Source organism: Isoptericola sp. NPDC057191 (genome assembly GCF_042670225.1).
In the GTDB taxonomy this organism is placed as follows: Bacteria; Actinomycetota; Actinomycetes; order Actinomycetales; family Cellulomonadaceae; genus Isoptericola.
In genome coordinates this window covers 61,392-81,493 of record NZ_JBHUWC010000003.1, presented here as the reverse complement: position 1 = coordinate 81,493, position 20,102 = coordinate 61,392, and the positions used below count along the sequence as shown (strand labels likewise).

The window sequence follows — 20,102 nt, the reverse complement described above, 5'->3', positions numbered from 1 at the left end:
CGGTGGAGGCGGCTCTCGTCGTCCTCGTCGTGGCGATCGCCCTCGGCTTCGACTACACCAACGGGTTCCACGACGCGGCCAACGCGATCGCCACCTCCGTCTCGACCCGGGCGCTCACGCCCCGCGTCGCGCTGGGCATGGCGGCCGTCATGAACTTCGTCGGGGCCTTGCTCGGCACGGAGGTCGCGGAGACGATCGCGACCTCGATCGTCGACCTGCAGGACGCCTCGAACCACACGGCGCTGATCGTGGTGCTGTGCGCGCTCCTCGGCGCCATCGCCTGGAACCTCATCACCTGGTGGTTCGGGCTGCCCTCGTCGTCCACGCACTCGCTCATCGGCGGTCTCGTGGGTGCCGGGCTCGCGGCGGGGCTGCCGATCTACGGCCAGTCGATCGTCGACAAGGTCGTGCTGCCGATGGTGTTCTCCCCGCTCATCGGCTTCATCGGTGCCTACCTCGTCATGGTCGCCGTGCTGTGGATCTTCCGCAACGCCGCCCCGTCGCGGGTCACGCGCCGCTTCCGCCTCGCGCAGACGGCGTCCGCCGCGGCGATGGCCCTCGGCCACGGCCTGCAGGACGCGCAGAAGACGATGGGCGTCATCTACATGGCCCTCGTGACCGTGGGCTGGGCCGCCGCCGACGGCAGCATCCCGCTGTGGGTCAAGCTCGCCGCCGCGTCCGCCATCTCGCTCGGCACGTACTCGGGCGGCTGGCGCATCATGCGCACCCTGGGCCGCCGCATCATCGAGCTCGACCCGGCCCGCGGGTTCGTCGCCGAGTCGGTGTCCGCGCTGGTGCTCTACGCGAACGCGTTCATCCTGCACGCGCCGGTCTCCACGACCCACACGATCACCTCGGCGATCATGGGCGTCGGGGCCACGCGGCGCCTGTCCGCCGTGCGGTGGGGCGTGGCGAAGAACATCGGCGCGGCCTGGGTGCTGACGATCCCGGCGGCCGCCCTCGTCGCCGCCGTCATGACCTGGATCCTGCACCCCTGGCTGACCTGACGACCAGGACGACCACAACGTTCAGTAGACCGGGGGAGTGACCTTCTCGACGGCGACGACGCGCGGCCCCTTGCCGGTCCGGGAGACGTGGGCCACGAGCAGGTCGCCGGGCTCGAGGAACGGGTCCCGCGAGGGCAGCACGTTCGCCACCGCGCGGCGTGAGTGCTGGCCCAGCACGTCCAGCACGGTCGGGAGCACCGGGCGGTGGGTGCACAGCACCGAGGACCGGCCGGACTCCAGCAGGTCGCGCACGGTGGCTGCGACGCGCGAGGGCGAGCGCTCGTGCTCCGCCTCGCCCAGCTGGTCGCTCAGCTCCGGGCGCGCGTGCGACGCGCGCACGTACGGCTCGATCGTGGCCGCGCACCGCTCCCACCGGCTCGACACGACGGACGTGACCCCGTACGCGGCCAGCACCGGCACGAGCGCCGCGCCCTGGGCGTGCCCCACCGGGGTCAGGGGGCGGTCCTGCTCGGTGCCGTGCCACACCGCGCGCGCCAGCGCCTTGCCGTGCCGCACGATGACGACGGCGTGCGTGGCCAGCCGGCCCTGGGCGTGCGCCTGGACGAGCGCCTCGAGGGGGCCGCGGTCGGCCGCCCGGGTCAGCCGCGTCGCGGCGGCGTCGACGTCGAGCCACGCCTTCTTGTCGACCTCGTCCCGCGACGGCGGTTCCACGGGGTGCCGGGCGGCGAGCGCCGCACCGTCGTCGGTGCGGGACGCGCGGCGCGCGGCCCAGTAGTGCACCCGCTTCACCCGGCCCTCGGGCGTCAGGTACTGCAGGCCGGGCAGCGGGACCCCGAGGACGACGGGCTTGCCCGTCTCCTCCGCGACCTCGCGGGCCGCGGTGGTATTGAGCGCCTCGCCCGGCTCGAGCTTGCCCTTCGGCCACGACCAGTCGTCGTACCGCGGACGGTGGACGAGCTGCACCTGCAGCCGCCCCTCCCGCTCGCGCCAGACCAGCGCGCCCGCGGACTCGATCACCGGGGCGTGGTCCACGGTCGTCGCTCCGAGCCTGCTCACCAGCGGTGACGCCGTCACGCCTGCCGACCGGCCGACCCTCGCCGCCCTCACCGGGTCCTCTCCGGCCGGCGACGATGACGGTCCACGAGGCTCGCCTGCAGGTCCTCCAGCGGCTCGCCGTCAGGCCCGGTGCTGTGCCGTGTCCACGTGTCGTCGGGCTGCAGGTGCCAGGTCGACGTGCGGTCCGACATCGAGCGGTCCATGAGCTCCAGGAGCTCCGCGACCTGCGCCTCGTCCGTGATCCGCACCAGCGCCTCGACGCGCCGGTCGAGGTTGCGGTGCATGAGGTCCGCCGAGCCGATGAACACCTCGGGGCCCGTCTCCGGTCCCTCGCCGATCGCCGGGCCCGCGGAGTTCGCGAACGCGAAGATCCGGGAGTGCTCCAGGAACCGGCCCAGGATGGAGCGGACGCGGATGTTCTCGCTCAGCCCGGGCACGCCGGGGCGCAGTGCGCAGATGCCGCGCACCACCAGGTCGACGTGCACGCCGGCCTGCGAGGCGCGGTAGAGCGCGTCGATCGTCGCCTCGTCGACCGCGGAGTTCACCTTGATGCGCACCCAGGCCTCGTGCCCGGCCAGGGCGGCGGCGATCTCGCGCTCGATCCGCTCGATGAGGCCCGAGCGGACCGTGCGCGGCGCGACCAGCAGCCGGTGGAAGCGCGACTGCGGCGCGTACCCGGAGAGCTGGTTGAACAGGCGGGTGAGGTCCTGGCCCACGTCGCGGTCGCACGTGAGCAGCCCGTGGTCGGTGTACATCCGGGCGGTCTTGGAGTGGTAGTTGCCGGTGCCGATGTGGCAGTAGCGGCGCAGGCCGTCGGCCTCCTGGCGCACCACGAGGGACAGCTTGCTGTGCGTCTTCAGGCCGACGATGCCGTACACGACGTGCACGCCTGCCTCCTCCAGCTTGCGCGCCCACGAGATGTTGGCCTGCTCGTCGAACCGGGCCTTGATCTCGACCAGCGCGAGCACCTGCTTGCCCGCCTCGGCGGCGTCGATCAGCGCGTCCACGACGGGGGAGTCGCCCGACGTGCGGTACAGCGTCTGCTTGATGGCCAGCACCGCCGGGTCGGCGGCCGCCTGCTCCAGGAACGTCTGCACCGACGTGGAGAACGAGTCGTACGGGTGGTGCAGCAGGATGTCGCGCTCCCGGATCGCCGCGAACACGTCGCGCGCCGTCGCGGACTCGACCTCCGCGAGCTGTCGGTGCGTCGTCGGGACGAACGGCGGGTAGTGCAGCGAGGCGCGCTCGATGTCGGCGATGACGTTGAGGCCGGTGAGGTCGAGCGGCGCGGGCAGCTCGTACACCTCGTCCAGCGCCACCCCGAGCTCGCGGACCAGCAGCTCGCGGATGCGGGGCGAGATGCCGTGCGCCAGCTCGAGCCGCACGGGCGGGCCGAAGCGGCGGCGCAGCAGCTCCTTCTCCATGGCCTGGAGGAGGTTCTCGGCGTCGTCCTCCTCGACCTCCACGTCCTCGTTGCGCGTCACGCGGAACGTGTGGCTCTCGCGCACCTCCATGCCCGGGAACAGGTGGTCGAGGTGCTGGGCGATGACCTCCTCCAGCGGCACGAACGACGTCTGCGTGCCCCCGCCCTGGGTGGGCGTCGGCGCGGACGGGCGACCCCGGTCGTCGACGGCGATGAAGCGGGGGAGCAGCGGCGGCACCTTGACGCGGGCGAAATGCTCCTTGCCGGTGAGCGGGTTCGCGACGACGACGGCCAGGTTGAGCGACAGACCGGAGATGTACGGGAAGGGGTGCGCCGGGTCCACGGCCAGCGGCGTCAGCACGGGGAAGATCTGCTTGCGGAAGAACTTGTGCAGGCGCTCCTGCTCGCGCACCTCCAGCTCGTCCCAGTGCACGATCGTGATGCCCTCGGCGTCGAGCGCCGGCTGCACGTCAGAGCGGAACACCGCCGCGTGCCGCTCCATGAGCCGGTGCGCCGCCTCGCCGATCGACTCCAGCACCTGCCGGGGGCTCATGCCGGACGCCGCGGTGACCGCGATGCCGGTGGCGATCCGGCGCTTCAGGCCTGCCACGCGCACCATGAAGAACTCGTCCAGGTTCGACGCGAAGATCGCGAGGAACCGCGCGCGCTCCAGCAGCGGCAGCGTCGTGTCCTCCGCGAGCTCCAGCACCCGCTCGTTGAACGCCAGCCAGCTCAGCTCCCGCTCGGCGAACCGGTCCTCGGGCAGGGGCTCCACCTCGGCCGGGACGGTGATCTCCGCGACCTCGGGCTCCTCCGCGATGTGCTCCGCGATGTGCGCGGCCAGCTGGGGGTCGATCGGCCGGGACGGGGCGACGGCGGTGGTCCGCGGCCTGGTGTCCGTCACCTCGGCGGCCGCGACCGCGGCGTCCGGTGCGGCGGGGCTGTAGCGGCCCCGACCGTCACGGGTCCGGGGCGGTCGGGGGCGCGACGCTGTCATGCCCCCCATCGTGGCACCGTTGGGTGAACGGCGGGTGACGAAGTCCGCGGTGGGACACGGACCGTCTGCCCGTGCGTGCTAGGCGGTGCGGGCCGGCGCGTACTGGACGTCCGTCGCCGCCCGCTCGAACCCTGCGCCCGCATAGGTGGCGAGCGCGGCCGCGTTGTCGCCGTCCACGTACAGCACGGCGCGGTCGCACCCGACCCGGGCCAGGTGTCGCAGGCCGACGGCGGTGAGCGCCCGGCCCAGGCCGCGACCCTGGGCGTCGGGGGACACGCCGACGGCGTAGATCTCGCCGTCCCGCGACCCGTCGGCCTGATCGGTCTCGACCTTGGTCCACAGGTAGCCGAGCGGCTCGTCCGCCGGGTCGTCGGCCGGGACGACGAGGAAGAAGCCCTCGGGGTCGAACCATGCCTCGCGCTGGCGGTCGTGCAGGTCGTCGACGGTGAGGCGCCCCTGCTCGGGGTGGCCGGCGAACGCGCGCGCGTTCAGGCGCACCCACGCCTCGTCGTCGGCCCCCGGCCGCACCGTGCGCAGGGCGAGACCCGGCAGGTCGGGCAGGTCCTGCGCCGCGTCCTCGGCGCCGAGCGGCCGTGCCAGCACCAGCAGCTCGCGCGCGACGTCGTAGCCGCGCGCCGCCGCGAACGCCCGCGCCGCGGGCAGGTCGCCGTGCGCCCACACCCGCAGGGGCTTGCCCCGCTGCCCCGGCGCCCCCGAGAACATCGGCAGGCGGGCGTCGCGCTCCGCCGTGCGCAGCAGCATGGTCCCCGTCCCCGACCGGCGGTGGTCCGGGTGCACCACCAGCTCCGCGCTCGCGTCGTCGCCCCCGCGGTCCACCTGGGCGTAGCCGACGACCGCGCCGTCGGCGTCGTGCGCGACGACGTGCGTCAGCCAGTCCGTGTCCGCGCCCAGGCGCAGCAACGGCTGCTCCGAGAGCGGCGGGACGCCGTCCTGCTGCGTCGCTGCCGCAGCGAGCGCGCGCACGGCGTCCTGCGCGGCGGGGTCGAGGGGGCCGAAGGTCAGGGCGGACTGCGCGGGCGTCGTGGGCACGACCCCATTGTCACCGAGGAGCGACCGAGCCGACCAGGCGGTTGCGCACGTTCTGAACCGTCAGAAGGTGCGCAACCGCCTGGTCGGCGAGGGGGTCAGTCCTCCGAGCCGGGCTTGGCCGAGGAGAGGCCCGCCGCGATGAGGTCCATCACCGACGAGTCGGCCAGGGTCGTCGCGTCGCCCACCGTGCGGTTCTCGGCGACGTCGCGCAGCAGGCGGCGCATGATCTTGCCCGACCGGGTCTTGGGCAGCTCCGCGACGACGAGGATGCGGCGCGGCTTCGCGATCGGTCCGATCTCCTTGGCGACGTGGGCGCGCAGCTCGTCCTGCACCTGTGCGGCGCCCTCCGGCGTCGCGCCGCGGTCGGCGTGCTCGCCGCGCAGGATGACGAACGCGACGACGGCCTGGCCGGTGGTCTCGTCGTTGGCACCGACGACGGCGGCCTCGGCCACCACGTCGTGCGAGACGAGCGCGGACTCGATCTCCGTGGTGGACAGGCGGTGGCCGGAGACGTTCATGACGTCGTCGACCCGGCCCAGGAGCCAGATGTCGCCGTCCTCGTCCTTCTTCGCGCCGTCGCCCGCGAAGTACAGGCCCTCGAACCGTGACCAGTACGTGTCCTTGAAGCGCTGCAGGTCGCCCCAGATGCCGCGCAGCATCGACGGCCACGGCTCCGACAGGACGAGGTACCCGCCGCCGCCGTTCGGCACCGGGTGGGCCTCGTCGTCGACGACGTCGGCGACGATGCCGGGCAGCGCGACCTGCGCCGAGCCGGGCTTGGTGGCCGTGACGCCGGGCAGCGGGCTGATCATGATCGCGCCCGTCTCCGTCTGCCACCAGGTGTCGACGATCGGGGCGGTGTCGCCGCCGATGACGCGGCGGTACCACATCCACGCCTCGGGGTTGATGGGCTCGCCCACCGAGCCGAGGACGCGCAGGCTCGACAGGTCGAAGCCGGCCGGGATGTCCTCGCCCCACTTCATGCACGTGCGGATGGCGGTGGGGGCGGTGTAGAGGATCGACACCTTGTACTTCTCGACGAGCTCCCACCAGCGGCCGCGGTGCGGGGTGTCGGGGGTGCCCTCGTAGATCACCTGGGTGGCGCCGTTGGTCAGCGGCCCGTACACGACGTAGGTGTGGCCGGTGACCCAGCCGATGTCGGCGGTGCACCAGTAGACGTCGGACTCGGCCTTGAGGTCGAAGACGTTCTTGTGCGTGTACGCCGCCTGCGTGAGGTAGCCGCCGGTGGTGTGCAGGATGCCCTTCGGCTTCCCCGTGGTGCCCGACGTGTACAGGATGAACAGCGGGTGCTCCGCGTCCACCTCGACCGGCTCGTGGACCGGGCTCGCCTGCTCCAGGGCGTCGTGCCACCAGACGTCGCGGCCCTCGGTCCACGCGACGTCCTGCTCCGTGCGGCGCACGACGAGCACGTGCTCGACGGTCGTGGCGGGCTCGCCGTCCTTCGGCGCGAGGGCCTCGTCGACGGCGGGCTTGAGGGCGGACGGCGCGCCGCGGCGGTAGCCGCCGTCGGCCGTGATGACGAGCTTGGCCTCGGCGTCGGCGATCCGGCTGCGCAGCGCGTCGGCGGAGAAGCCGCCGAAGACCACGGAGTGCGGCGCGCCGATGCGGGCGCACGCGAGCATCGCGACGACCGACTCGACGAGCATCGGCAGGTAGACGACGACGCGGTCGCCCTTGCCGACGCCGAGCGCGGTGAGCGCGTTGGCGGCGCGGGAGACCTCGGCCTGCAGGTCGGCGTACGTGACGGTGCGGGTGTCGCCGGGCTCGCCCTCGAAGTGGAGGGCGACGCGGTCGCCGCGCCCGGCTTCGACGTGCCGGTCCACCGCGTTGTAGGCGGCGTTGAGCTTGCCGTCGGCGAACCACTTCGCCACCGGCGCCTCGGACCAGTCGAGCGTCTGGGTGAACGGCGTCGACCAGCTGACGAGCTCCCGCGCCTGGTCGTCCCAGAACCCGAGCCGGTCGGCCTGCGCCTCGTCGTACAGGGACGGCTGGGCGTTCGCCTGCGCCGCGAACGCGGGGCTCGGCGGGAACGCTCGCGTCTCGTGCAGCAGGTTCTCGAGGCTGGGGGCGGTGGGCTCGTTCTCTGGCACGCTGACCTCCGGTTACGCATCGTCGCTGGTGCGGTCCGCCGGTGCACGACGCGGTGCGGCCGGGGGACGACGGGCCCCGCGGGGGCCTCGCCGTCGGGAGTCTAGACCTCGCGGTGACCGGGGTCACGTTCGTCCCAAGGTTCGACCCCGCTCCTCACAAAGGGGCCTCGCCGGGGCGGGGAGGGGGCTGGCCCGTCGGCCGCCTGGCGCCGGTCCGGCGCCGCACGAGCACGGCGCCCGGGAGTCAGTTCGACCGAGCGCCGTGCTCGCCAGCCCGGACGCGGGTAGCAGGCGCGCTATCCGATCACTGAGCGGGGTCGTTCCCGCCGAGTGGGTCCTCAACCGTGGACTTCCTGTGCGTGGGTCCTGCGTCCGGCTGTCGTCCTTCCATGGAACGCCTGCCCCGACGGCGGCGCAAGCGGTCAGGCGTACCGGCGGCGCCACCAGCGGCGGAGCAGCCAGGCGGTCACGCCCGCGGCCGCGACGCCGCCCGCGACGAGCGCCACGGCGGGCGGGCGGATCGCGGAGCGCAGCGCCACGGGACGGGAGAAGGTGAGCACGCCCCAGCCGTTCTCGGCGGCGACGCGACGCAGCGTCTTGTCCGGGTTGACGGCGAACCCGTGCCCGACGGCGGCCAGCATCGGCGCGTCCGTGACCGAGTCGGAGTAGGCGTAGCTGCGCTCGAGGTCGTACCCCCGCTCGGTGGCGAGCTGTTCGACGGCGGCGGCCTTCTGCTCGCCGTACGCGTAGAACTCGATCTCGCCGGAGTAGCGGCCGTCCTCGATCGCCATCCGGGTCGCGATGACGTGGTCCGCACCGAGCACCGTGGCGATCGGCTCGACGAGCTCCGCGCCCGAGGCGGAGACGATGACGACGTCGTGCCCGAGCTCGTGGTGCTCGGCGATGAGGTCGACGGCCTCCGCGTAGACGTACGGGTCGATGAGCTCGTGCACCGTCTCGGCGACGATCTGCTGCACCTTGCTCACCTCCCAGCCGGTCGCGAGCTCGGAGAGGTGCTTGCGCATCCGTTCCGTCTGGTCGGCGTCGGCGTTGCCCGCGTAGAAGAGGAGGTGCGCGTAGGCGCTGCGGAGCACGTCGCCGCGGGTGATGAGGCCCCCGGCGTAGAACGGCTTGGAGAACGCGGCCGACGAGCTCGTCGCGATGATCGTCTTGTCGAGGTCGAAGAACGCCGCGACGCGCGACCGTGGTGCCGGCGTCACGCGCGGTGACGTCTCGCTCGGGCTCCTGTCCGGGCCCGGTCCCTGGTCGGTCACGGGCAGAGCCTAGCCGGAGGGGCTGCGGCTGCGTCCGGAGGTCCATGCACAACTTCTGTGCACAACTCTTGTGCAGAAGAGTTGTGCATGGTTATTGTGCACGCATGGACGAGACGGCCGACCGCCCCTACACCCACCTCGAGCTGACCGCCGAGGCGGCCAAGGTGCTCGCCCACCCCCTGCGCTCGCGCCTGCTCGGCGCCCTCCGGCGGGAGGGCCCGGCGTCCGCCACCGCGCTCGCCGCGGAGCTGTCCACCAACACCGGGGCCACCAGCTACCACCTGCGGAAGATGGAGTCCGTCGGCCTCGTGACCGACACGGGGGAGGGCCGGGGCAAGGAGCGTCTCTGGGCTGCCTCCACCGAGAGCCACGGCTGGCGCGACTCCGAGTTCGGCGGCGACGAGGACGCGCAGACGGCGCTCGGCTGGCTGGTGCGCGACTACCACCGCCAGTTCGACACGAACTACGCGCACTGGCTCGACGTCGCGGACAGCTGGCCGAAGGAGTGGACCGACGTCGCCGGGATGACCGACACCTGGGTGGACGTCACGCCCGAGCAGGCGCGGGCGATGGAGGACGAGCTCGAGGCCGTCGTCAACAAGTACCTGCGCGTCGGCACCGGCGACCCGCGCGCCCGCCGGCTGCACCTGTGGCGATTCCTCTTCCCGCTTGACGCCGACGACGTGCCCGAGAGCGTGCGCGGTGCCGAGACCAAGACCGAGACCAAGACCAAGGACGAGACATGAGCCCGCAGCGCGTCTTCCTCCTGCTCACGGCCACCCGCTGGTTCCCGGTGGGGCTGGTCGTGTCGATCACCACGCTGCTGCCGATCGAGCGCGGTCTCACCGTCGGGCAGACGCTCACGCTCGCGTCGGTCACCGGCCTCGTCGTGTTCGCGCTGGAGCTGCCCACGGGCGGTACCGCCGACGCCGTCGGACGACGCCCGATGCTGGTCGCTTCTGCCGTCGCCCAGGTGCTGGCGGCCACGACGTTCCTGCTGGCCCAGTCCCTCTGGGCGTTCTTCGTCGCGGCGGCCCTCATGGGGCTGTTCCGCGCGCTCGACTCTGGCCCGCTGGAGGCCTGGTTCGTCGACGCCGTGCACGCCGAGCACCCCGGCGCCGACGTCGACCGCACGCTCGCCCACCAGGGCACGGTGCTCGGGGTGTCCATCGCGCTCGGCGCGCTCGTCTCCGGCGGCCTGGTCTGGTGGCACCCCTTCCCGGCCTGGTCGGCGCTGACGCTGCCCTACGCGGCGTACGTGGCGCTCGCCGTCGTGCACCTGGTGATGGTGGCGCTGCTGGTGCGGGAGGCTCCGCGGCGCGTCGCCGCCGCCGGCACGCCTGTCGTAGGCCGCCGCCGCTGGCGCGCGGCAGTCCGGTCCGTGGCTGGGTCGGCCCGCGAGGCTCCGGCGAGCATCCTGTCGGGGCTGCGGCTCGCGCGCGACAACCGCGTGCTGCGCGGGCTGCTGCTCGTCGAGCTGTTCGCCTCCGCCGCGATGGTCGTCTTCGAGTCCCTGCAGCCCGTGCGGCTCGCCGAGCTGCTCGGCGGCGAGGCGCAGGCGGGTGCGGTCATGGGACCGGTGGCGTCCGTCGGGTGGGGCACGTTCGCGCTGGGCGCCGCGCTCAGCGGGCTCGCGTCGCGCCGGTTCGGCGTGGCTCGCACCGCCATGGCGTCGCGTGTCCTCAACGGGCTGGGCGCGGTGTGGATGGGGCTCGCCGGAGGCCCGGCGATGCTCGTGGTCGCCTACCTGGTCACCTACGGCCTGCACGGCAGCTCCGGCCCGACCTACAACGCGCTCCTGCACCGCGAGGCCCGTCGCGACAACCGCTCCACCGTCCTGTCCATGGCGTCGATGGTGGCGTTCGCGACCTACGCCGTGGCGTCGCCGGCCCTCGGCTGGGTGGCACAGGCGGGCTCGACCCCGCTCGCGATGGTCCTCGGGGGCGGGTTCAGCGTGCTCGGGGTGCTGTGCTTCGTGCCGGCCCTGCGTGCCGAGCGCGCGCGGTCGCGCGGCGGCGTGGACGTGACCGTGCCGACGGCCTCCGAGGACGTGGCCGCGGCCTGACGGGGCGCGGAAGCCGCCCCCAGGGCGCGCCCGTCCACAGATCGCGGGCTGTCGCCGGGACGGGCAGAGCTCGCGCCCGAACCTGGGGGCATGGACGACGCACCCACCCGCACCCTGCCCCGGCCGGCAGCCGGCACGCCCACCGGGCGGCCGCACCCGACCGTCCCGCTCGACGCCGACGACACACCCACGCGCTGGCACGGCGCCGCACGAGCCCCGTGGGCGGTCGGCCGGGGGCGGCGGACGATCGCGGTCCTCGGCGCGTGCGGCGGTGCCGGGACGAGCGTGGTCGCCGCCGCGGTCGCCCTGGGGCTGCGGCGCGGGGGCGAGCCCGCAGTCCTCGTCGACCTCGACCTTCCCGGCGCCGGCGCGGACGTGCTCCTCGGCATCGAGGACGAGCCGGGCGCGCGCTGGCCCGAGCTCACCGCCGCCCGGGGCGAGGTCGACGGCGCGGGGGTGGTCGCCGCCCTGCCACGCTGGCGCTCGCTCCCGGTGCTCTCCGGTGCCCGCCTCCGTCCCGAGCGCCCCGACGACGCCGTGGTCGTCGACGTGTGCACCGGGCTGCTGCGCGGCGGCGAGACCGTGGTGCTCGACCTGCCACGCCCGGGCGCCTGGACCGCCGGCACGCGCATGCTCCTGGCCGCGGCCGACGCGTCGCTGCTGGTGACCCCGTGCAGCGCGCCCGGGGTCGCCGGTGCTCTCGTGGCGCGGGCCCAGCTCGCCGGGCTCGGCGTTCCCGAACCCTGGCTCGTCGCCCGCGGGCCTGTCCCCGGACGCGTCGACGCCGGGGCGCTGGAGGAAGCCCTCGAGCTTCGCGCCGCCGCCACGGTGCGCCGCGACCCCCGGCTCGCAGCCGCCGTGGACCGCGGTGACGGGCCGCCCGTCGGACGCGGTGCGCCGCTCGGGCGGGCCGCACGCTCGCTCGTCGCCGCCCTGGCCGGTGCGTCGTGACGGGCGGTTCGCCGCTCGTCGACCGCATGCTCCTGGACGACGTGCGTGCCCGGGTCGGAGCCGCCGGGACCGTCGTCGACGACGCCACCGTGCGCGACGCGCTGCGGGCCACCGGGCGCGTCTTCGGCTCCGCCGCCCTCGACGACCTCACCCGGGCCGCGCGGGCCGAGCTCACCGGGGCAGGGCCGTTGCAGCCGCTGCTCGACACCCCCGAGGTCACCGACGTGCTCGTCAACGGCCCGCACGACGTCTGGGTGGACCGCGGTGCCGGGCTCGTCCGCGTCGACCTCGACCTCGGGACGACCGAGGCCGTGCGGGCGCTCGCCGTGCGCATGGCCGCCGTCGCCGGGCAACGCCTCGACGACGCCGCTCCGACGGTCGACGCACGGATGCCGGACGGATCCCGCCTGCACGCCGCCGTCGAACCCGTCGCCGCCGCCGGGGCGGTGATCGCGCTGCGCGTGCTGCGGCAAGCCGCCCACTCCGTGCCCGCCCTCGTCGCCGCCGGCGGGCTGCCGTCGCCCTGGGCGGAGCTGCTCCGCGCCCTGGTGACCCGGCGGGCGAACCTCCTGGTGACCGGCGGCACCGGCACCGGCAAGACGACGCTGCTCGCCGCGCTGCTCTCCCTCGCACCCCCGGACGAGCGCGTCCTCGTGGTCGAGGAGGCGCGCGAGCTCTCGCCCCAGCACCCGCACGTGGTCTCCCTCGCGGCCCGGCGGCCCAACGTCGAGGGGGTCGGCGAGGTGTCCCTGACCGACCTGGTGCGCGGCGCGCTGCGGATGCGGCCCGACCGGATCGTCGTGGGGGAGTGCCGGGGAGCTGAGGTGCGGGAGCTGCTCCTCGCGATGAACACCGGCCACGACGGGGGCATGGCCACCGTGCACGCCAACGCCGTCGAGCACGTGCCCGCCCGGCTCGAGGCGCTCGCGGCGCTCGCCGGGATGCCGCGCGACGCCGTGGCCGCACAGGCGGCGGCCGCGCTGGACGTCGTGCTGCACCTGCGTCGCCGGGGCGGGGGCCGCCACCTCGCCGAGCTCGGACTGGTGGGCCAGGACGACGACGGCCGTCTCGTCGTGCGGCGCGCCGCGACCTGGTCGCCCGGCGCCGAGCCACGCACCGGCGACGCGTGGGACGAGCTGACCGCGCGGTGGGCGCCATGACGGCCGGGCCGGTCGCCCCGGCGCTGGCGGCGGGGGCCTGGGTGGCGATGGCGGGCTGGCTGCTGCTGGCGCCCTGCGGGCGGAAGGCGACCGCCCTCGTCCGGCCGCCGGCCGGTCCGCAGCGGCTCTCGCTCCGGGCCTGGCCCCCGCGCCGGGACGCCACCGCGGGGGCAGAGGCGGTCCGGGTCGCCGTCGCACAGGTGATCGCGCTGCTGCGCGCCGGCGCGCCGCCCGCCGCCGCCTGGTCACGGGCGGTCGGGGTGCCGGCGCACCCGACCGGGGTGCCGCACGCCGCCGCCCTGGCACCGGTGGTCGGCGGCGAGGGTCACGCGCGCTCGGTGGTGGCAGCCGCCGTGCTTGCGCGCGACGTCGGGGCACCGCTGGCGGCGGTGCTCGACGCCGTGTCGGGTGCCCTCGTGGCGGAGGCCGAGGCCCGCGCGGAACGGGAGGCGTCGCTGGCCGGGCCGCGTGCCACGGCCCGCGTGCTGACGGCGCTGCCGCTGCTGGGCGCGATGCTCGGCTGGCTGCTGGGCGCGGACCCGCTGCGCACCGCGCTCGACGGCGGGGCGGGCACGGCGGCCGTCTGCCTCGGTCTGCTGCTGCTCGCCGCTGGGCAGGTATGGACCCGCCGGCTCGTCGCAGCGGCGCGGGCCGCCGGTGAGGCGGCGACGTGAGCGGGCTGCTGAGCGTCGACACACCCGCCGGGGTGGCGGGGACGGTGGCCTTCGCGGTCCTGGTCGGCGCCCTGCCGTGGTGGGTCGCCGCGCGACACGGACACGAGCGGATGCTGCGGCTGCCCACCGACCGTCGCGCGGCACCGCCGGGCGACGGACCGCACGGCGCCTCAGTGGACGTCCCGGTGCTGCTCGAGCTGCTGGGCGCGGCGCTGCGCTCCGGGGCGGGCGTGCCACGGGCTCTCGACGCGACGGGCGTCGCCCTGGACACCGCGTCGGGAGCGACCGCCGACGGGGCCGCCCTGCGCGCCGCGGCTGACGCCCTCCGTCTCGGCGCCGACTGGGACGGCGCCTGGCGGCACACGACCGACCGGCTCGTCCCCGTGCCACGCGCGCTGCGCGGGGCGTGGACCGACGGCGCGTCCCCGTCCGGAGCCCTGCGCGCGGCCGGGGAGGAGCTGCTGCGTGCCCGGCGATCGGCCGCCCAGACCGCTGCGGCGCGACTGGCGGTGCGCCTCGTGCTCCCGCTCGGGGTGTGCTTCCTGCCCGCGTTCGTCCTGATCGGTCTCGTGCCCGTGCTCCTGGCGCTGGGTGTCGACCTGCTGACCGGGTGAGTGCCCGGCCCCTGACGTCCCGGGAGCACCCCGGGCCACCGCGCCCGCCCGCCGGGCGGTCGCGTCACGACCGGCACGGAGCACGTGCCGGACACCGAAGAGATGACGGAGGAGACATGAACGACGACGGACACATGGACGAGGGACGCGGTCTGGTCGGCGTCGCAGCGCCGCCGGCGACCGGGCCCGCCCCGGCCGTGGAGGTGCCAGGTGCGGCCGGGCCCGACGCCGACCTCGATCCCGAGGCCGGGCTGGCCACGGCTGAGTACGCGGTGGCCACCGTGGCGGCTGTCGGGTTCGCCGGGCTGCTCATCGCAGTGCTCAAGAGCGGCATGGTGAAGGGGCTGCTGGAGAGCATCATCAGCTCGGCGCTGTCGATCTGATGGTGACGCACCGCCGAAGAGGAGCTGCCCCGGCCGCGCAGGGACGTACCGACGGCCAGCGGGGCGCGGTGACGGCGGAGCTCGCCGTCGGGCTGCCCGTCGTGGTGCTCCTCCTGGTCGCGGTGCTCAGTCTCGCGGCCGCGTCCACGGCACAGATGCGTGCCTTGGACGCGGCTCGGGCAGGGGCGCGCGCCTACGCGATCGGAGAGGACGACGCTGCCGCGCGGCAGGCCGTCGCGCAGGTGGGCGGCGAGGACGCCGCCGTGCGCGTCTCCCGTGACGGGACCTGGGTACGGGTCACGGTCACGCGGCCGGTGGTCGGCGGCTGGTTCTCCGGATCGCCGGTGCGGGCGTCGGGGAGCGCGACCGCCTGGGTGGAGCCATGAGCGTCGCCGGCGCGCGGACCGGGCGGAGCGGTGCTCCGAGTGGTGACCCGAGCAGTGACCCGAACAATGACCCGAGCCGGGGTGCTTCCGGTCGTGCTGGGGTCGCGGGCGCGGGAGAGCGGCCCGTCAGGCCCGTCAGTCCCGCCAGGCCCACCGCCGGAGAGCGCGGGTCGGGGACGGTGCTCGTGCTGGCCCTGGCGGCGATGGTCGTGCTGCTGGCACTGGCGGTCGGCGCGCTGGGGGCCGCGCAACGCGCGCGAGGCTCGGCCCAGGCGGCGGCGGACCTCGCCGCGCTCGCCGGGGCGGCCGCATGGCGGCAGGGTGCCGACCCCTGCGCGACAGCCGCGGACGCGGTGCGTCGCAACGGCGGTGACCTGGTGGCCTGCGTCCCGGAGGGTGGCGGCGTGCTCGGGGTGCGGGTCTCGCGAGCTCCGCTCGGGGCGGCCGGCCCGTGGGCAGACACGCTCGGCGCTGCCGTCGCAGGCGCGCGTGCGGGGCCACGGCCCGGCGCACCCGAGGTGGCAGCCGCGCCGGCCGGGACCTCGACGGTCCCGGCCCGCAGGCCGTCAGGACGGGTTGACGTTGAACAGCGCGGCGCGCTCGCTGATCTTGCGGGCACGGGCCAGGCGCGGCTTGTCCGAGCCGTCGCGGATGACCGAGCCCGACGCCTCGAAGTCGGCCAGGAAGTCGACGGCCCAGGCGACGTCCGCCGACGACGGGCTGAACGACTCGTTGATCACGGCCGGCGTCTCGAGGTCCAGGCAGAGCTTGCCGGTGAGCCCGAGCGCCACGCCGTCCGCCGACTGCTCGCGCAGCAGCGCGTGGCTGGTGCCCACGGTCGGCCCGTCGATCGGGCCGGGCAGGCCACCGATACGGCTGGCGGTGACGAGTCGCGAGCGCGGGTACGCCATCGCGAGCGACTCGTTGGCCGTGCCCGTGTCGCGGCGGTAGTCGCCGGACCCGAAGGCCAGGCGGAACGCACCCGGGGCGCGGGCGATGCTCACGGAGTCCTCGATCCCGAGCGCGGACTCCACCAGCGGGATCACGGGCACGTGCCCCCCGAGGCGCTGCACGGTGTCGATCACCTGGTCCGGGGACTCGGTCTTGGCGAGCATCACGCCGGACAGTCCGCTGGCGTCGCGCAGGAGGCGCACGTCGTCGGCCCAGGCCTCCGAGCCGCGCTCGTTGATGCGCACCCAGGCGCGGCCACCGCCGGCGAACCAGTCGAGCACCTTCTGCCGCGCCTCGTCCTTGCGGCTGTCGTCGACCGCGTCCTCGCAGTCGAGGATGACCTGGTCCGCCCGCGACAGCTGGGCGGCGTCGAACGTGTCGTCGCGCAGGGCGGACAGCAGCAGCCACGACCGGGCGTTGGCGGGGTCCACGCGCGTCTTCTCGCGGGAACGTCGGCGTTCGGCGAGGTCGATCTCAGTAGTCACCTCACGATGGTAGGTTCCGCGGGCGCGTGGCTCAGCACGGCATCCAACAAGCGCACGGCCGCGGACTTGTCGAGAGGCGCGTTGTCGCTGCCGCACTTCGGCGACTGCACGCACGCCGGGCAGCCGTCCGCGCACGAGCACGCGGCGATCGCGTCGCGCGTCGCGCGCAGCCAGCGGGCGCCGAGCGCATACCCCCGTTCGGCGAACCCCGCGCCGCCCGGGTACGCGTCGTACACGAACACGGTGGCCTCTCCCGTGTCGGGGTGCAGCTCGGTGGACACGCCGCCGAGGTCCCAGCGGTCGCACGTCGCGAGCAGCGGCAGCAGACCGATGGAGGCGTGCTCCGCCGCGTGCAGCGCACCGGGTGCCTCCTCCGGGGAGACGCCGGCGGCCCGGAGCACGAAGTCGGGCACCGACCACCAGACGGCCGTCGTGGCGAGCGTCCGCGACGGCAGGTCGAGGGGCTCGGTGCCGAGCACCTGCATGTCGGGCAGGCGCCGGCGCTGGAAGCTCACCACCTGGCTGGTCACCTCCACGGGGCCGAGCCCCCACCGCACCGGACCCCAGTCGCGCCCGACGACGGGCCGGTGGCCGTCCTCGTCGATCGCGATCTCCATGACCTCGTGCGACCAGGTGCCGTGCTCCACGTCCTTGCGCACGACGAGCGCCACATGGTCGGCGAGGTCCAGGCGGTCGACGACGAACGTCGCGCCCTGGTGCACGTACACCGCGCCGTCGTGCACCTGCCCGTCCGCCGACCCGGCGTCCACCGTGCCGAGCAGCCGCCCGGTCGTCGCCTCCACGACGCGCACGGGCCGACCGCCCGACCCGCGCAGGTCGGCCATGGCCGCCGCCGGCTGCGCGTGCGTCCAGTACCAGCCGGACGGCCTGCGGCGCAGGGCGCCGCGGGCGACCAGGACGTCGAGCACCTCGCGCACCGCCAGGGGGTCGCCGAACGCTGCGAGGTCCTCGGCGCGCAGCGCCAGCTCCTGCGCGGCGGCGCAGAGCTGCGGCGCGAGCACGTGCGGGTTGGCCGGGTCGAAGACGGTGGCCTCGAGCGCGGCGTCGAAGACGGCCTCCGGGTGGGTCACGAGGTAGGTGTCGAGGGGGTCCTCGCGCGCGACGAACGCGACCAGGCCCTCCGCGCCCGCGCGGCCGGCACGGCCGGCCTGCTGCCACAGGGAGACGCGGGTGCCCGGCCAGCCGGCCACGAGCACCGCGTCGAGCCCGGAGATGTCGACCCCCAGCTCGAGCGCGTTGGTCGTGGCGAGCCCGCGCAGCTCGCCCGTGCGCAACGCTTGCTCCAGCGCACGGCGCTCCTCCGGCAGGTAGCCGCCCCGGTAGCTCGCCACCCGCGCGTCCAGCCCGGCAGCGACCGGGCGCAGGTGGTCGCGCGCCTGCTGCGCCACCGACTCCGCGCCCCGTCGCGACCGGGTGAACGCGAGCGTGCGAGCACCGTGCACGGTGAGGTCGGCGAGCAGGTCCGCCGTCTCCGCGGTCGCCGACCGGCGCGGGTGCTCCGCGGCACCCCGCGTCGTGAGCACCGGCTCCGCCTCCTGCGCGGTGTGCGCCGGGTCGAGCGGGTCGGGGAGCGCCCACGGGTCGTCGTCGTGCGTCGGCGCCTCGCCGGTGGCGCGGGAGCGCTCGAAGCCCGCCAGCTCGGGGGGCTGCCACAGCGCGAACGTCCGGCGGCCTGCCGGCGAGGTGTCGGCGGTGACGGCCACGACGTCCTCCGGCGGCACCCCGACCAGCCGCCCGGTGCTCACCGCCGGCTCGGCCGTGGTCGCGCTGGCCACCACGAACGCCAGGGACCTGTCCCCGGCAGGGGGTGGACCCGTGAGCCGCGCGTCGAAGGTCGGGCGGTAGTGGGCGGCGAGGCGCGTCAGCCGGCGCAGCACCAGCGAGACGTGCGCACCGAACACGCCCCGGTACGCGTGCCCCTCGTCGACCACGACGTAGCGCAGCCCGCGCAGCAGACGCGCCCAGCGGCGGTGGCCGGGCAGCATCGAGAAGTGGAGGAAGTCGGGGTTGGTGAGCACGACGTCCGCATGCTCGGTGACCCAGCGCCGCTCGTCGGTCGGGGTGTCGCCGTCGCAGGTCGCGACGCGAGGTCGGTCGCCGTCGGGGATCGCCGCGACGAGCCGCTGGAGGCCGGCGAGCTGGTCGGCGGCCAGCGCCTTCGTCGGGGACAGGTAGAGCACCGTGGCGGGCGCCGGCTCGCGGACGGCCGTGAGTGCCGGCAGCCAGAAGGCGAGGGACTTGCCGGACCCGGTCGACGTCGCGAGCGCCACGTGCCGACCCTCCCGGACGGCGTCGGCGGCCTCGACCTGGTGCGCCCACGGGCGCGTGACGCCGAGCGCCCGATAGCCCTCGACCACGCCAGGGTCCGCCCAGGTGGGCCAGTCGGCCGTGATCCCCGCACGCGCGTCGAACGTGCGCACGTGGGTCAGCCGGTCTGCTCGTGCCCCGTGCGCGGTGAGCACCTCGAGCAGCGGGTGCTGCTCGGGCGCAGGGGCGGGGTCGACGGGCACGGGCGACAGTCTCGCACCGCGCGGGGGGCTCTCGGAGGCAGTGCGGGCGCGGTGCTCGTCAGGGCAGGTCGGGCATGTCCGCCAAAGTCGAATTCGCGAGGAAGGAGAGGCCTCTCGACCTTTGTTCGGGAATGGCATCCGCATTCGGTGAAGAGAGTGTGATCATTCTCGGACCGGCTTTGTTATCTGATCGTGACATCGTTCCCTGGTACGCATGCCTCGATCCACCCCACGTCGCTCCGTCGTCGCCGCAGTCGCCGGCGCGCTCGTCACGTCCGCCCTCGTGGTGCCCGCCGCGTCCGCGCCGGCGAGCGCCGCCACCTCCTCGACCGCCACGGCCACGACCTCTGCGTCGACCGGTCTCGGCGCCCGCTGGGTCAAGAAGGACCGGGCGCGACTGACCAAGACGCCGTCCAGCGGGTCGCGGACCGTCGGCCGGCCCGACGACGGCACCAAGCTGCGCGTCCTCGAGCGCGGGCGGTACCGCCTCAAGGTGCAGACGCCCTCGGGCCGGGTCGGTTGGGCGGCCAAGGGAGCGCTCACCACCGTCCCCCTCAAGGACGTGTCGGGCACCCGGTACACGAAGAAGGCCGTGGTGATCCGCAAGGGCACCGGGGCGGGCTCCCGGGTGGTCAAGCACGTCCGGCTCGGCACCACGGTGAAGCTGCTGGCCCGCACCACGGGGCGCGACGTCAACCGCGTCAAGGTGCGCCTGCCCGGCGGCCTCGGCGGCTGGGTGGCCGCGAACCGGCTCACGACGCGCGACGTGTGGGGCAAGCTCGCGCGCTGCGAGTCGGGCGGGAACCCGCGCACCAACACGGGCAACGGCTTCTACGGCCTCTACCAGTTCACCGGCCGCACCTGGCACGCCGTCGGCGGCCACGGCCTGCCGCACCGTCATGGGCGCGCCGAGCAGACCAAGCGGGCGCAGATCCTGCAGGACCGCGCCGGCTGGGGGCAGTGGCCCGCCTGCACGCGCAAGCTCGGTCTGCGCTGACACCACGCGTCACCCCGGGCTTGTTG

General features: G+C 75.0%; 17 protein-coding genes and 1 pseudogene. 11 read left to right on the top strand and 7 right to left on the bottom strand.

What is annotated here, in order from left to right:
- The first annotated feature begins 2 nt into the window (after window positions 1-2).
- Window positions 3-1,007 (top strand): anion permease, encoded by a 1,005-nt coding sequence (locus ACFT55_RS01315; protein ID WP_380240674.1) that lies wholly within the window; start codon window positions 3-5, stop codon window positions 1,005-1,007.
- Window positions 1,008-1,028: 21 nt separating this feature from the next.
- Here ACFT55_RS01315 and ACFT55_RS01310 read toward each other — a convergent pair whose 3' ends face one another.
- From ACFT55_RS01310 to ACFT55_RS01290, 5 genes are all read right to left on the bottom strand, one after another.
- Entirely contained in the window at window positions 1,029-2,000 is a 972-nt protein-coding gene (locus ACFT55_RS01310) for an NUDIX domain-containing protein (protein ID WP_380240672.1), read from the bottom strand.
- 71 nt (window positions 2,001-2,071) lie between these two features.
- On the bottom strand, window positions 2,072-4,453 hold the full coding sequence (locus ACFT55_RS01305; RefSeq protein ID WP_380240670.1) for an RNA degradosome polyphosphate kinase: 2,382 nt from the start codon (window positions 4,451-4,453) through the stop codon (window positions 2,072-2,074).
- A gap of 69 nt (window positions 4,454-4,522) precedes the next feature.
- Window positions 4,523-5,494: a mycothiol synthase gene (mshD, locus tag ACFT55_RS01300; RefSeq protein WP_380240668.1), complete on the bottom strand. Its 972-nt coding sequence runs from the start codon at window positions 5,492-5,494 to the stop codon at window positions 4,523-4,525.
- A gap of 95 nt (window positions 5,495-5,589) precedes the next feature.
- Window positions 5,590-7,605: an acetate--CoA ligase gene (gene acs, locus ACFT55_RS01295; RefSeq protein ID WP_380240666.1), complete on the bottom strand. Its 2,016-nt coding sequence runs from the start codon at window positions 7,603-7,605 to the stop codon at window positions 5,590-5,592.
- A 422-nt stretch (window positions 7,606-8,027) separates the two neighbouring features.
- Entirely contained in the window at window positions 8,028-8,825 is a 798-nt protein-coding gene (locus tag ACFT55_RS01290) for an HAD family hydrolase (protein WP_380240701.1), read from the bottom strand.
- A gap of 158 nt (window positions 8,826-8,983) precedes the next feature.
- Between ACFT55_RS01290 and ACFT55_RS01285 the strand changes: the two genes are divergently transcribed.
- The 9 genes and pseudogenes from ACFT55_RS01285 to ACFT55_RS01245 all read left to right on the top strand — a co-directional run.
- Complete coding sequence (locus ACFT55_RS01285) at window positions 8,984-9,625, top strand: winged helix-turn-helix domain-containing protein (RefSeq protein WP_380240664.1); 642 nt, start codon at window positions 8,984-8,986, stop codon at window positions 9,623-9,625.
- Window positions 9,622-10,944: an MFS transporter gene (locus tag ACFT55_RS01280; protein WP_380240662.1), complete on the top strand. Its 1,323-nt coding sequence runs from the start codon at window positions 9,622-9,624 to the stop codon at window positions 10,942-10,944. The genes ACFT55_RS01285 and ACFT55_RS01280 overlap by 4 nt, the downstream gene beginning before the upstream one ends.
- 90 nt (window positions 10,945-11,034) lie before the next feature.
- A complete protein-coding gene (locus tag ACFT55_RS01275; RefSeq protein WP_380240660.1) occupies window positions 11,035-11,895 on the top strand; it encodes a pilus assembly protein FlpE in 861 nt (286 codons plus the stop codon).
- Window positions 11,896-11,921: 26 nt separating this feature from the next.
- Window positions 11,922-13,055, top strand: coding sequence for a TadA family conjugal transfer-associated ATPase (locus ACFT55_RS01270; protein WP_380240699.1), 1,134 nt, complete (start codon window positions 11,922-11,924; stop codon window positions 13,053-13,055).
- Entirely contained in the window at window positions 13,052-13,729 is a 678-nt protein-coding gene (locus tag ACFT55_RS01265) for a hypothetical protein (protein WP_380240658.1), read from the top strand. Before ACFT55_RS01270 ends, ACFT55_RS01265 begins: the two co-directional genes overlap by 4 nt.
- Window positions 13,726-14,343, top strand: coding sequence for a type II secretion system F family protein (locus ACFT55_RS01260; protein ID WP_380240656.1), 618 nt, complete (start codon window positions 13,726-13,728; stop codon window positions 14,341-14,343). The genes ACFT55_RS01265 and ACFT55_RS01260 overlap by 4 nt, the downstream gene beginning before the upstream one ends.
- Window positions 14,344-14,459: 116 nt before the next feature.
- A complete protein-coding gene (locus ACFT55_RS01255) occupies window positions 14,460-14,726 on the top strand; it encodes a DUF4244 domain-containing protein (protein WP_380240654.1) in 267 nt (88 codons plus the stop codon).
- Between the two features lie 68 nt (window positions 14,727-14,794).
- Window positions 14,795-15,112: a TadE family type IV pilus minor pilin gene (locus ACFT55_RS01250; RefSeq protein WP_380240651.1), complete on the top strand. Its 318-nt coding sequence runs from the start codon at window positions 14,795-14,797 to the stop codon at window positions 15,110-15,112.
- Window positions 15,109-15,600: pseudogene (locus tag ACFT55_RS01245) on the top strand (Rv3654c family TadE-like protein); the annotation flags it as partial. The gene ACFT55_RS01250 and the pseudogene ACFT55_RS01245, both read left to right, overlap by 4 nt.
- 78 nt (window positions 15,601-15,678) lie before the next feature.
- Here ACFT55_RS01245 and ACFT55_RS01240 read toward each other — a convergent pair.
- Window positions 15,679-16,548 (bottom strand): HpcH/HpaI aldolase/citrate lyase family protein, encoded by an 870-nt coding sequence (locus ACFT55_RS01240; RefSeq protein ID WP_380240649.1) that lies wholly within the window; start codon window positions 16,546-16,548, stop codon window positions 15,679-15,681.
- Complete coding sequence (locus ACFT55_RS01235; protein ID WP_380240646.1) at window positions 16,545-19,079, bottom strand: DEAD/DEAH box helicase; 2,535 nt, start codon at window positions 19,077-19,079, stop codon at window positions 16,545-16,547. The genes ACFT55_RS01240 and ACFT55_RS01235 overlap by 4 nt, the downstream gene beginning before the upstream one ends.
- Window positions 19,080-19,293: 214 nt before the next feature.
- Between ACFT55_RS01235 and ACFT55_RS01230 the strand changes: the two genes are divergently transcribed.
- Window positions 19,294-20,076 carry a transglycosylase family protein gene (locus ACFT55_RS01230; protein WP_380240644.1) on the top strand — a complete coding sequence of 261 codons (783 nt, stop codon included), beginning with the start codon at window positions 19,294-19,296 and terminating at the stop codon, window positions 20,074-20,076.
- The last annotated feature ends 26 nt before the right edge of the window (window positions 20,077-20,102 follow it).

Coding starts and splice junctions, on each gene's coding strand:
- ACFT55_RS01285 (WP_380240664.1), top strand. CDS start 8,984: ATGGACGAGACGGCCGACCGCCCCTACACCCACCTCGAGCTGACCGCC.
- ACFT55_RS01305 (WP_380240670.1), bottom strand. CDS start 4,453: ATGGGGGGCATGACAGCGTCGCGCCCCCGACCGCCCCGGACCCGTGAC.
- ACFT55_RS01270 (WP_380240699.1), top strand. CDS start 11,922: ATGCTCCTGGACGACGTGCGTGCCCGGGTCGGAGCCGCCGGGACCGTC.
- ACFT55_RS01230 (WP_380240644.1), top strand. CDS start 19,294: ATGCCTCGATCCACCCCACGTCGCTCCGTCGTCGCCGCAGTCGCCGGC.
- ACFT55_RS01280 (WP_380240662.1), top strand. CDS start 9,622: ATGAGCCCGCAGCGCGTCTTCCTCCTGCTCACGGCCACCCGCTGGTTC.
- ACFT55_RS01255 (WP_380240654.1), top strand. CDS start 14,460: ATGAACGACGACGGACACATGGACGAGGGACGCGGTCTGGTCGGCGTC.
- ACFT55_RS01275 (WP_380240660.1), top strand. CDS start 11,035: ATGGACGACGCACCCACCCGCACCCTGCCCCGGCCGGCAGCCGGCACG.
- ACFT55_RS01265 (WP_380240658.1), top strand. CDS start 13,052: ATGACGGCCGGGCCGGTCGCCCCGGCGCTGGCGGCGGGGGCCTGGGTG.